This is a genomic window from Vibrio sp. 10N.247.311.51 (assembly GCF_041467855.1).
GTDB classification, from domain to species: Bacteria; Pseudomonadota; Gammaproteobacteria; order Enterobacterales; family Vibrionaceae; genus Vibrio; species Vibrio coralliirubri.
In genome coordinates this window covers 47,931-59,490 of record NZ_JBFSVK010000009.1, presented here as the reverse complement: position 1 = coordinate 59,490, position 11,560 = coordinate 47,931, and the positions used below count along the sequence as shown (strand labels likewise).

The 11,560-nt window shown below is 43.0% G+C and carries 11 protein-coding genes and 1 tRNA gene; 10 read left to right on the top strand and 2 right to left on the bottom strand.

Translation table 11 applies throughout. From position 1 onward, the window contains the following. The first annotated feature begins 54 nt into the window (after positions 1-54). Positions 55-2,013, top strand: a complete 1,959-nt coding sequence (locus AB6E85_RS10470) for a diguanylate cyclase domain-containing protein (protein ID WP_372142562.1) — start codon at positions 55-57, stop codon at positions 2,011-2,013. A 135-nt stretch (positions 2,014-2,148) separates the two neighbouring features. Here AB6E85_RS10470 and AB6E85_RS10465 read toward each other — a convergent pair whose 3' ends face one another. Continuing rightward, on the bottom strand, positions 2,149-2,334 hold the full coding sequence (locus AB6E85_RS10465; RefSeq protein ID WP_017059179.1) for a hypothetical protein: 186 nt from the start codon (positions 2,332-2,334) through the stop codon (positions 2,149-2,151). A gap of 273 nt (positions 2,335-2,607) precedes the next feature. Here AB6E85_RS10465 and AB6E85_RS10460 point away from each other — a divergent pair, with 273 nt between their 5' ends. Both AB6E85_RS10460 and AB6E85_RS10455 read left to right on the top strand, forming a co-directional pair. After that, on the top strand, positions 2,608-3,276 hold the full coding sequence (locus AB6E85_RS10460) for a DUF2726 domain-containing protein (protein ID WP_372142560.1): 669 nt from the start codon (positions 2,608-2,610) through the stop codon (positions 3,274-3,276). A 266-nt stretch (positions 3,277-3,542) separates the two neighbouring features. Then, positions 3,543-3,619 (top strand) — tRNA-Val (locus AB6E85_RS10455). A 639-nt stretch (positions 3,620-4,258) separates the two neighbouring features. On the opposite strand, the gene AB6E85_RS10450 is transcribed toward AB6E85_RS10455, so the two are convergent. After that, complete coding sequence (locus AB6E85_RS10450; RefSeq protein ID WP_048617232.1) at positions 4,259-5,152, bottom strand: LysR family transcriptional regulator; 894 nt, start codon at positions 5,150-5,152, stop codon at positions 4,259-4,261. Positions 5,153-5,568: 416 nt separating this feature from the next. Between AB6E85_RS10450 and AB6E85_RS10445 the strand changes: the two genes are divergently transcribed. The 7 genes from AB6E85_RS10445 to AB6E85_RS10415 all read left to right on the top strand — a co-directional run bounded on the left by AB6E85_RS10445 (position 5,569) and on the right by AB6E85_RS10415 (position 11,560). Then, on the top strand, positions 5,569-5,781 hold the full coding sequence (locus AB6E85_RS10445; RefSeq protein WP_372142558.1) for a Flp family type IVb pilin: 213 nt from the start codon (positions 5,569-5,571) through the stop codon (positions 5,779-5,781). A 152-nt stretch (positions 5,782-5,933) separates the two neighbouring features. Further along, the gene (locus AB6E85_RS10440; protein WP_372142685.1) at positions 5,934-6,359 is read left to right on the top strand and encodes a prepilin peptidase; all 426 of its coding nucleotides are present in this window, start codon (positions 5,934-5,936) and stop codon (positions 6,357-6,359) included. A gap of 21 nt (positions 6,360-6,380) precedes the next feature. Then, on the top strand, positions 6,381-7,205 hold the full coding sequence (gene cpaB, locus AB6E85_RS10435) for a Flp pilus assembly protein CpaB (RefSeq protein WP_372142556.1): 825 nt from the start codon (positions 6,381-6,383) through the stop codon (positions 7,203-7,205). Next, positions 7,205-8,575, top strand: a complete 1,371-nt coding sequence (locus AB6E85_RS10430; protein WP_372142683.1) for a type II and III secretion system protein family protein — start codon at positions 7,205-7,207, stop codon at positions 8,573-8,575. The genes cpaB and AB6E85_RS10430 overlap by 1 nt, the downstream gene beginning before the upstream one ends. Beyond that, entirely contained in the window at positions 8,572-9,051 is a 480-nt protein-coding gene (locus AB6E85_RS10425; RefSeq protein WP_372142554.1) for a hypothetical protein, read from the top strand. The genes AB6E85_RS10430 and AB6E85_RS10425 overlap by 4 nt, the downstream gene beginning before the upstream one ends. Continuing rightward, positions 9,051-10,292 carry a chromosome partitioning protein ParA gene (locus tag AB6E85_RS10420; protein ID WP_050645252.1) on the top strand — a complete coding sequence of 414 codons (1,242 nt, stop codon included), beginning with the start codon at positions 9,051-9,053 and terminating at the stop codon, positions 10,290-10,292. Before AB6E85_RS10425 ends, AB6E85_RS10420 begins: the two co-directional genes overlap by 1 nt. Next, complete coding sequence (locus AB6E85_RS10415) at positions 10,289-11,560, top strand: CpaF family protein (RefSeq protein WP_048611307.1); 1,272 nt, start codon at positions 10,289-10,291, stop codon at positions 11,558-11,560. The genes AB6E85_RS10420 and AB6E85_RS10415 overlap by 4 nt, the downstream gene beginning before the upstream one ends.

Sequence of the window (11,560 nt, the reverse complement as noted above, 5' to 3'; positions counted from 1 at the left end):
GCTTTTAAACATACGTCGATGAAATTGGAATGCAATCAATAATGGCACTGATAAATGAATAGAAACAATGTGTTAGGTTCATTCCTTTTAGTGGTGCTGATGAGTGTTGTGCTGGGGCTGTATTTGCTCTATCCAACTTATGACGACGATTTAAAGCATATTCGCCCTGAAAACCCGAGTATTTATAGTCCAGAGAAAGAGTTATCACACTCTCAATATGGTTCTGCGTTGATTGATATTCTCGATGTATCTCGTGGTGATCCAAATTTAGCTTCCCAACAACTTGAGGCTCTCCAAACCAAGTTCCCAGACCAAGATAAAGCCATCTATCGTGCTTACGAATTGATGATTTTGTCGAACCTCGCGCAACACAAGTTGGATACCAAAGCGGTTTCCGAATACGTCAGACAGATTAAAGCGCTCGCACAACACGAACATATGGGTTGGCTAAAGGCCCAATCTCTCGTTGAATTGGCGATTGAATACATCAGTAAGGGTGAGCTAGCGGAATCTGAAATCCAAATCAGAGCAGCGATAGATATCGCAGAATCGCTTCACTATGAAGAGTTGTTGATTAAGGCCTATAACACGGCTGGTGTCATCAACAATATCCGCAATGATTTTCCCGAAGCTCAATACTTTTTCCATAAAGGTTTAGACCTTGGTAAGAATTACCCTCAACACATCTACAACAGCAAGTTAGTGTCAAATATGGCACTGCTTTATATCTATTTGGAAGACTGGCCGAAAGCGCTCAAGCTGATTAAAAAAGCCAAAAAACTCTATTACAAGAGTGGACTACTCGAAGCGTCCACCATCGGCGTGCTGCATGTGAATGAGTCTTTTGCTTATCTGCGCAGTGGTGATTTGGTCAAAGGTCGAGAAGCATATCAAAGTGCGGCTAAGCTTAATGGCGATAACGTGAGTGAACGATACAAAATCATCCTATTAAAGGCAGAGAGTGATGTGTTGTTGGCAGAAAAGAACTTTGAGTCAGCACGCCAAGTCGCAAACTTGTGTCTTAGATATCCGGGCGTGGACAAATATACACTTCAGCTGGGTCAGTGTTACTTAAACAGAGCCTTAGCTAACATTGGTTTGAACCGAGATAATTTTGTCTTTGCTGATCTAAAGCGATCGTCTGCAATGTTCGATGTTGTGGGGACTCGCAGCTGGAAAGTCCTCGGTTTAAGAACCCTTGCTGAATACTATGATTCGAGAGGCGACAGCGAGAACGCACTTCGTTACTTCAAACTCTATTACAAGGGCAACAAAGCGCTGCTTTTTGATAAGCGCCAGAGCGATATCTTTTTACTCGAGCAAGATTTCGCTACGGCATCATTAGCTCAAGAAAACGAACTGCTTAACGCAGAAAAAGAGTTGGGTGAGCTGACATTAGATAAGCAGCAGCTACGGAATCGAATCGTTGTCGCGTTGGGTATCATGGTGATGATCAGCGCCGCATTACTTTTGATAAGGTTACGCTCGATCCAGAAGACCAATAAAGAACTACTCAAGCAATCTACAAGATGCGAACTGACAGGTTTATACAATAGGCGTTATTTAGAGCAACGGTTAACTCAGCCGATGCCACATCCTTTGTCGTCGTTTGGGTATACGCTCGCTATTCTAGATTTAGACCGCTTCAAACAAGTAAATGATACTTATGGGCATGATATCGGTGACCAAGTGTTGGTGGAAGTCGCTCAACGTTTAGAGCAAATCTTATCAACAAGCGATGTAGTGGCAAGATGGGGTGGGGAAGAGTTTGTTTTGTTGCTGGCTGGGAATCAAGATCCTAATAAAGAGCTTGAGCTTATAAGGCAAGCGATCGCTGACCGACCGATTGAAACACATTCTGGCCAATTAGAATTAACCACATCGATTGGTGCGACAACTCATCTAACGGAGCAACAGTTGAATAGCCGTACCTATAAGAAACACTTGAAATCGGCAGACGATGCTTTGTATCAAGCTAAGCAGTCAGGGCGTAATAAGGTCGTTATCATTTGAGTGCCTAAACTTGGTTAATCCCCTGTAATCAAGAAACCTGAACTTCGATAACTAAGCGAATAAGAGTGCTTATCTGAATTAATACAGCTATCTACTCTTATTCGCTTAATTCATACTGTGATTTGGCTTGGTGGGTTACTTAGCTACACCTTGAAGCATTTCAACCAATTCGCCTTCTGTCGCAGGTTCGCTAGCGAGTTCAATCACTGCCGAAGCGCCGCCTTTTAACATATAGGCTTGGGTTCCGCAGTGGTCATAGTGGAACCATTTACCATCTACACATACGTCGGTATAACATCTTGGGTCTTGTTTAAGTTCCATATCAATTTCCTTATTAACATTTGCCTAACGTTTTTCAGACTAGTTGATCACAAATCCGGGTAAATTGATCTAAATCAATCTAGAGTGTAATTGATGATTTGATAATCAAAATAGGAGAGGTGTGTCTAGCGAAGGAGCGACCTCTCGCTGGGCACTGCGCTCAAAGGTCGTGATTCTGGTTGGCAACTCTCGCTCTTTTGCTTGCCAGGTGATGCTTTTCTACATACGCTAACCACTCTCTTAATCCCTATACAGACTTGATTGTGTTGGAAAATGACTAATATCTTTATCGTTGTAATTGTTCTGGTTGTGTTCTTTTACTTTATTCAAAAGTATGTGGTGAAACACGATGACACCAAAGACCACGCTTATCAGAAGAAAGGGGCGTTGATGTCGGCGCAACAGGCGACATTCTATAATGCGCTAAAATCCGCTGTGGGCAACCATGGGGAAGTGTTTGCGAAAGTCAGCATGTCGAACGTACTTGTTCCTGCCAAGACGAACAACAAGAAGAATTGGTTTATCGCCAATAACAAGATCTCACGTAGTTACTTCGACTTTGTGGTTTGCGATCCGCGAACTCTAGAGCCCCGCGTGATCATCGAACTTGATAACGGCAAAGAACTCAGTAAAGGCAAAGTCGACCGCGAAAAGCTACTGATTCACGTGTGTAAATCGGCAGGTTTACCCCTGATTGGTGCTTCAATTAAACACAGCTATCAAGTGAGCCGTTTGAAGAGGTTGCTGGCAGCCCACATCGATTTAATCGAACCATCCAAAGAAGTTCGATTCTGTAAGAAGTGTGGTAGCCCGATGATCATCAAACTGGCAAGCCAAGGCGATTACAAAGGCCGACGCTTCTTTACTTGTAGCCGCCAGCCAAACTGTACCTACACCGAAAACTACAACGTTGTATTCGATGTAGATGAGGAAACGAACTAATATCTTGAGTCAAAATACTCAAGGCAGCCGTAAATAGCACAAAGCGTATCGATGTGTGTCACCATTGAAGTTGAGGTGAAATGTGATCTACTTCAAGCCATTGATCTGCTTTGTGTTTAAAATTTATTCTGATTGTTGTTTTTAAAAGCAAACGAACTGTTTTGTGCAAATTTATCCTTGCACGCTACCCATTCACTCGTTATTATCCATCTCGTTCTGAAGCGTTAGCCACTTAGTAAAGCGGTTAGACAAGTTTCACAGCATTTGCCCGCTTAGCTCAGTTGGTTAGAGTACTTGCATGACATGCAAGGTGTCACTGGTTCGAGTCCAGTAGCGGGCACCAGATTCGTTCTTTACGAACAAGCAAAAAAGCCCACCTAGTGTGGGCTTTTTTGTGTCTGAAATTCCCCGCTTTATGAATGTTCTAGTCTTCTCATCTCTTATGAGGATCTTTAGGGCTTACCTATCCAATGTTGTAGTCCGAATGTAGATTAACGTTGCTAGAAAGGTCGTTAGCATCAAAAGAGGGGCATGAGAGTCGTCTACATCGACCTACCTTCTAATCCTCTATATCGTCGCTTGTGAGAGATTAAGCGAAAGCTAAGTCGCTCTATGTCTCCTAGATACACGTATTACCTAAATAGCTCCACAGTGGACTTGTAAACGACTAATCGACAACCCCAACTGATCTCTTCGAAATACCGCCAAACACATAACCTTAGATCTTGTGACCAGTTGAATTATGAGTATGGCGATAAATAGATCTAAGTTCTTTCTGTTAATTAAATCTAAGCAATGAAAGGTTATATGTGCAGTTAAGTTTTGATTGGTGAGCTATAGAATAAACAAATTAATAACGACGTTAATTATATTTATTATCTATGATTTATTTCGGAGGTATATCAAGATGTATGGATTTATTAGTATCACACCCTAAGCTAGTGAATGTACCAGAGCGTGATTGCCAGATTTTAAGAGAACGTTATTGAGCTAAATCAGCAACAAATGTTTGTTTGTAATTAGTTGTGGTTTGTAGCTCTTTTTTTATCCATTGGTTAAACAAGCTAAAGTCAGAATGTATGTGCCAGAAGAGAGATGCAATAACTCGTTTACCAAAAAAATCAGGGTGGTCTGTAATTACCTTAAGCTTATTCTCTTTTACGTTACCATCGATAAGAAACCCGGGTAAAAATGCGATGCCTTTTTGAGCCTTACATAAGTCGATGATGGTCCCTAAATCATCCAGTCGCCATAGGTTATATGCAGCAATGTTTGATAAGTTAAGAAGCTCTTCACAACCATCCATTAATAGCACTCGCTGTGATGGTGCGTGAGACTCAAAGGTTACCAAGTCTTCATGGGCTACCCACCAACAGTTGACGTGAAATAACTCCTCTATATTGAAGTCGTAATTTGTCTTGTGATAGGGGTTACCTAACGCTAAGTCTATCTTTCCTTCATTTATGTAGTTCCCTAAAACGAAACTCGGTTTAGTGACGACAAGTAAATCCACATTTGGGAATGCCTCTGAAAATGCCAATAATGTCTTCTTTACGTTTTGATTGAACACCAACGGATCTATACCTACTCGGTAAACTATCTGGTCAGATATATTCATTTGTTGAGCAATGGTGACCAATTCTCGATATTTCGATACCACAGGTAAAGAGAGTTGGAATAGGCGTTCTCCTTTCTCCGTTAGCCAAACTTTAGAATGTTCTCTATTAAATACATTGAAACCTAAGTCTGACTCCAGATTCTGAACCGCTGTACTAACGGTTGACTGTGATTTTCCGAGCATGCGAGCAGCAGAGCTAAATGAACCTTCTTCAACTACTGCAATGAACGAAACAATATTTTCGAAATGTAGTTTCATGATTCGACTAACCTTTTGACACAAAGAAATTATATTTATTATTGTTTGTTGATTCGAAGGACAATAGCGTGATGATAATTGTATTTCAACAAGTTTTATAAGGAGTAATAAAGCTTGGTCAATTAATTCTTAGGTTGCTTCCAAACCTTATATAAACTTTAGATAAGTAAGAATATTGACCCGTGTCTTACTTTTTCAAGTTTATAAATTTAAATTAATATTCTTTGTGGGAGTGGGTTTTATATGTAAGGTATTGTTATTTAGGGGTTTATTTTTAATTCTTCTGTTTTTATTGTGCTTATTCTGATCATTTTTTGCTCGACCTATTGATTAAATCGATAGGGGGTATTTTCCACTGAGTGGGGGCGGTAATTATAATGGCGACGAATTTTCAATAGCCCTTATAGGAAGAAATAATGATTACTAAGCTATACGTTAAAACAAGCATGTTTTTATCACAATTTAAGAACGATGAGCGCGGTGTAACTGCGATTGAATATGGTCTTATTGGCGTCGCTATGGCTGTGTTGTTAGCTGCTACGTTAGATAGCAGCGGTGGTTTCATCGATGCGCTTACGAAGGCATTCGCAAAAATCGCCGCTAACATCACTATTTCTACTGGTAGCTAATTAAACGGATTTGGTCATTTTCATACGCAGATGATGGCGAAGATATTTGTGCCAGACCTCTGTTTACATTGGTCTGGCTTGATTAATTCACATCGTAAAATAAGATTTATTTTAACCAAGACTAGGTGGTATTTCTAATTTTTAGTCATGAATTGTATTTAGTGGCTTTGGCAGTGCTGAGTATATATGTGTCGGTTACTGATTTTCTCTATCGCAAGATACAAAATTACGCCCTGTACGTATTACTCTTCTTTCAGTGTTTCATATCCCCGTTAGATATTCAAATAATGAGCTTTTTACTGATGTTAGGTGGAGGGCTTATTCTTTATAAGCTGATATGGATTGGAGCAGGTGATATTAAATACGCCGTTATTTTGTCACTTACCATCCCTTTTGATGACTTATTATTGGCGTATATTCTGACGGCTTTTTCTGGTGGTATTTTAGCAGTTACTTATCTAATGAGTAAAAAATTAATAAGAGAAAATGCCCGTTACCAAGAGGGTATTCCATATGGGATAGCCATTAGCATTGGATTTTACTTAGTCATTTTAACTCAATCTACGCCACATATATAAACCTCCAAGAATGAGAACATTATGAGATCTCGACTGGTATTACTTGTTGCCATTGCCGCCTTGATAGTTGGCGCACTGGGCGTTGTCGACTTGTTCAAGAGTGAACCTAAACCGTCAACGACCGCTGAAGTAGCGGAAGAAAAAAGTGAAGAGTATGTTTCTGTTTGGATGACCAAGCAGCCATATGAAAAAGGGCTTCCGCTCGATGCTCAAGGTGTCGTCAAACAACAACTTCCTCTTAGTAAAGCATTAACGCTTGGTGTCAGAGAAGACGCTCAAATCAGCTTTTCACCCTCTATTTTGTTAAATCGAAACCTTAACGCCGGCGAGGTTGTACTGCCTGAATATCAGGTGACGCCTGGTCAGCCTGGATACATTGATCTTCTGGTCTCGGATGGTATGACGCTATACCCATTAAAAGTCAGTGACAAAAACCTAATTAACGACTACATCCGACCGGGTTCGTTTATCGATGTTCTGACGGTGAGTTCTCCTAATGCCAACTTGGCTGGCAATATCGATAAGCCAAAGCGGTTTAGGGGAGTGAAAGCCTCAATGTTTCTTAAAAACGTCAAAGTCCTCAACATCGGAAATGACGAGACAGGCGACAGTTCTGTCACTGCTCGAGCTCCGAGCAAAGAGGATGGACTAACTACGGTAGTCATTGAAGTTAGCCCCGATGAGTTACCAAAGCTCGCACTAGCCCAGCGAACAATGCACATCGAAATTTATCGAAGCCAAACCTATACGCAACCTGAGTTTGCGGAAGTGCGCAACATTATCGATAACTATACCGGGATTGCTGAGTTACGCGGTAATGAGAATAACCCTAGAGAGGCTTTGTAATTATGTTTCATCATCGAATCAAGCAAGCACTGCGTGTTTCCATGTTGGCACCGCTGATTGGCTTACTTTTTATAACAAACAGTTTTGCTGCCGATCGCTCCATTACGCTCAACGATGGTCAGCACATCAAATTCAACAGCCCGGTTGGCCAAGTGTTCATTAATAACCCTGATATCGTTGACTACAAGGTAATCAATGACAACACCCTAGTCGTGTTCGCCAATGCTATTGGGCAGTCACGTCTGATTGTTTACGGAATTAACGATGAGGTATTGCTTTCCGATCGCATTATTGTTGATTTGAATCTGACGGATATTAGACGCCAGCTCAAATTTCATTTCCCTGATGCCAAGGTCAAGGTCCAGTCAGTGGGCGAGCAAGTTGCCGTTAGTGGCCTTGTTGATTCGGAAGCGACTCGTGACGACATCTATCGTTTGGTTGCCACTCTGCTAGGACGAGAAAAAACCGAGAAGTGGGATAAAACTCAGAAACTAGAGTTTAAATCCGACAACTCTGATTATGAAGAGCCGGAAAGTATGGTATTTGCGCGCAATATGACGTGGGAAGGGATCATCGAACGTATTGAAGTCGCGACTACCCAGCAGGTGAACGTCAAAATATCGGTGGCTCAAGTCACCGAATCGTTTGGCCAAACCGTTGGTGTCGATTGGAGCTCAGTGGGTTCAAGTGTTGGCGAGTTTGTTTTCGACCAGTTCGATGCCGCTAACCTAAGTACATTAATCACTGCGTTAGGTAACGATCAGATTGCAGAAGTTTTGGCTGAGCCTAACTTAACCGTGTTATCTGGTGAATCTGCAAGTTTCCTTGTGGGTGGTGAAGTGCCCGTTATCGTTTCTACCAGCAGTAACGTGAACATTTCATTCAAAGAGTTCGGCATCAAACTCGACCTTACTGCCAAAGTGCTCAGTCAAGACAAGATCCGCATGCAGTTAGCGCCTGAAGTGAGCGAAGTTGAGGGCTATGTCGAAGCGGCAGGAATCAAAGTCCCACAATTGGCTTCACGACGTGCCATGACAACCGTTGAACTGGCCGATGGCGACAGCTTTGTTCTCGGTGGCTTGATGAGCAGTGCTGATTTGGAAAAAATGCAAAAAATCCCTTTCGTTGGCGATATTCCAGTACTTGGTGCCGCATTCCGCAAAGCAACCACAGAAAGAAAACGCACTGAATTGATCATCGTTGCGACCGTGAATCTTGTGGAACCGATGAAACCGAAAGACATTCAACTGCCTTACATCAAGAAGACCTCGACATTAGCGCGTTGGCTCAACGTTAAGTGGGATGGCAAGGCGGTGACGTCTTCTGATGCAACGATTCGCTTGTTGTCGCAAGGAGGGTTTATCCAATGAAGAAACTATTATTGATGGCGTTACTTACCTCTTCACTTTTGGGCTGTGCCTCTGAGCAATACTTTGTCGGGCATGGTTCTGAAGCCTTGGTGTACAAAGAGCATCACAACTTTGAGTTTGCGATGAAAAACCGTGCAGAAACGGCCAAGCAGCTTAAAGGATTGATTCAGGATATTGAATCCATGGACAAAGAAGCGACCTATGTTGTGGATTACAAATCAATTCGTAGCAAAGCGATGTTGCAAGAGATTTTCGAGCAATATCCATCGCATGTCATTGCGCCACAAAGAGTGGTGTATCGAAGTGCTCAGCTGTTGCCTAGCGACTTAAATATCCAGGTGACGCTAACACGTTTAAAGACTCAAGAATGCACGCCGGCACAGATCCACGTTCGCTTGAGGCAGCCAGACTGCTTTGCTGAATCGATGCGTTTGAAGCAAGTGGCCTACAAATCAAGATTGGTAGGAGAACAATAATGTTTGACCTGACGAAAGCATTAACAACAAAGGCCAAGCCAACTCCGACCGCAACAACAGGCGTTGCCGGGTGTACTTTGTTCTATCAATCTCAAGAGTGTTTAGACCTTGTTCAAGAAGTCTTCCGCTTTGAAGGGTGGAGTGATCCTGCATGCGTCAAAGCCAAAGCGGGCTTGACCAAACTAACAGAACAACAGAGTAGCCATATCGTTATTCTGGAACTTAATGAATCGACCAATGTTGTTGAAGACGCTAAATCTTTTGCAAGCAAACTGCCCACCCACAAAGGTGTGGTCGTGATTGGTAAAGAGGATGCGATTTCTACGCTTCGTTCTCTTAAAGATATGGGTTTCTATTACGTTTTTTGGCCAGTGAACAAACAAGAATTTGCGGACTTCTTAAATCACGTTAGCAAAAACCTGAAGACGTTCTCTGGTGTGAGCCAGAAACGCAAAGCCAAGCGAGTTGCAATTGTTGGTGCCAAAGGCGGCGTTGGCGCGTCGTTTATCACCACGGAGTTGGGTTCACTGTTATCGACTCAAGGCTCGGACACGATTCTTGTCGACCATCAATATGCCGATACCAACATTGATGTCTTGCTGGGTCTCAAAGACTTTAAGCCGCGAACCATTGATGAGTTTACTGCGCCATTGCATGAAATGGATGAAGAAGGGGCGTTGAGTTACTTAATCAACGCCCGCAAGAATTTACGTCTGTTGGCGATTGATGGCGACATGAGCCAAACCGATGTTCTTAATTACAACCAAACCTTGTGTGAGTTGTTAGCGCGCAACGCCAACTTCATTATTGAAGACTTTTCAGGTGGTGTGGATTTCAAAGTTGAACCTCAACTCTTGGTAGAAAACTTTGATGTGGTGGTGCTGGTTTTAGATGCGTCGGTGTCTTCAGTAAGAAGTGCGAAGCGATTGTTTGAGAAAGTCTCCAACTTACAGCTTTCGTTATCGTCGCGTACTCGTGTCATTACCGTGGTGAACTACCATCGTCCGGAAAACGCTTACGTTCTACAAAAGCCTGATCTGACTAAGTATTTAGGCGCAGAGGTTGATCTCGAAGTCGACTACTGCAAAGCGTTGGCACACATCATTATCGATGGCAAAAGAGGCCATAAGCATGACCGCCACATTAGCCGTTCTATGGAACAGCTAGTGAAGTTGATTAATGGTCAGCCTTTAGACCACAAGAGTATGAATTCTTGGTTGAAAAAGGTGCGTGCTAAATGAGTTCTAACAAAGACTTATACCTCGCATTTCGTGGCCAAATCTTTGAAGCCCTAGATGCAGAAGCGGTTCAGAAAATGAGCCGCCGAGACCTTGAATCCCAAATACAAGCGGCTGTCGATCTGTTGGCGAATAGCTACCAAAGACCGATCACTTCAATGATGAAGTCAGGCTTGGTGAAAAGTTTAATCGATGAACTGTTTGGTCTGGGGCCTTTGCAGCCTCTAGTCGAAGACCAGTCCATTTCCGACATCATGGTGAACGGGCCTAACAACATCTTTTTCGAACGACACGGCAAGGTCAAAAAATCCGAAGTCTCGTTCGTCAATGAAGAGCAGTTGTTAGCGATTGCTAAGCGTATTGCTTCACGTGTTGGAAGACGTGTGGATGAGCTTTCGCCGACGGTCGATGCCAGACTTGAAGATGGCAGCCGTGTGAATATTGTGATTCCGCCGATTTCATTGGATGGCACATCGATCTCTATTCGTAAGTTTAGAGAGCAGAAGATTGGCTTTGAAGATTTGATTGGCTTTGGCTCGATGTCTCCAGAGATGGCACGAGTGTTGATGATCGCTTCTCGCTGCCGTATCAATGTATTGATTTCTGGCGGTACAGGTTCAGGTAAAACCACGTTGCTCAATGCGTTGTCTCAGTATATTGCTGAAGATGAACGCATCGTCACCATTGAAGATGCGGCCGAGCTGCGCCTGCAACAACCCAACTTGGTACGACTAGAAACACGTACCTCAAGTGTTGAGCAAACTGGAGCAGTAACTCAGCGTGAGTTGGTGATCAATGCGCTTCGTATGCGTCCGGACCGAATTATTTTGGGCGAGTGTCGTGGCTCTGAAGCGTTTGAAATGTTGCAAGCTATGAATACCGGACACGATGGCTCAATGTCTACATTGCATGCCAACACGCCGCGCGATGCGATTGCTCGTGTTGAATCAATGGTGATGATGGCGAACTTGAATCAACCGCTTGATGCGATTCGAAGAACGATCGTGAGTGCCGTTCAGATGATTGTTCAGGTCAACAGGCTGCGCGACGGGTCTCGTAAGATCACGAGCATCTCAGAAATCGTCGGCCTTGAAGGTGAGAGCGTGGTGATGGAAGAGATCTATCGCTTTCGTTATGACGACGCGCATTACGGAGAAACTGTGAAAGGCGAATTCGTCACCGACGGCATTATGCAACGATCTGAGCTTGTGAAAAAAGCACAATTCTTCGGGCTCTATGAAGAGCTCATCGCTGCGTTTAAGGGGGCATAA

Bases quoted from the DNA above. Each gene is read 5' to 3' on its own strand.
- AB6E85_RS10470 (WP_372142562.1), top strand. From the start codon at position 55: ATGAATAGAAACAATGTGTTAGGTTCATTCCTTTTAGTGGTGCTGATG.
- AB6E85_RS10465 (WP_017059179.1), bottom strand. From the start codon at position 2,334: ATGGAACTTAAACAAGACCCAAGATGTTATACCGACGTATGTGTAGAT.
- AB6E85_RS10460 (WP_372142560.1), top strand. From the start codon at position 2,608: ATGACTAATATCTTTATCGTTGTAATTGTTCTGGTTGTGTTCTTTTAC.
- AB6E85_RS10450 (WP_048617232.1), bottom strand. From the start codon at position 5,152: ATGAAACTACATTTCGAAAATATTGTTTCGTTCATTGCAGTAGTTGAA.
- AB6E85_RS10445 (WP_372142558.1), top strand. From the start codon at position 5,569: ATGATTACTAAGCTATACGTTAAAACAAGCATGTTTTTATCACAATTT.
- cpaB (WP_372142556.1), top strand. From the start codon at position 6,381: ATGAGATCTCGACTGGTATTACTTGTTGCCATTGCCGCCTTGATAGTT.
- AB6E85_RS10425 (WP_372142554.1), top strand. From the start codon at position 8,572: ATGAAGAAACTATTATTGATGGCGTTACTTACCTCTTCACTTTTGGGC.
- AB6E85_RS10420 (WP_050645252.1), top strand. From the start codon at position 9,051: ATGTTTGACCTGACGAAAGCATTAACAACAAAGGCCAAGCCAACTCCG.
- AB6E85_RS10415 (WP_048611307.1), top strand. From the start codon at position 10,289: ATGAGTTCTAACAAAGACTTATACCTCGCATTTCGTGGCCAAATCTTT.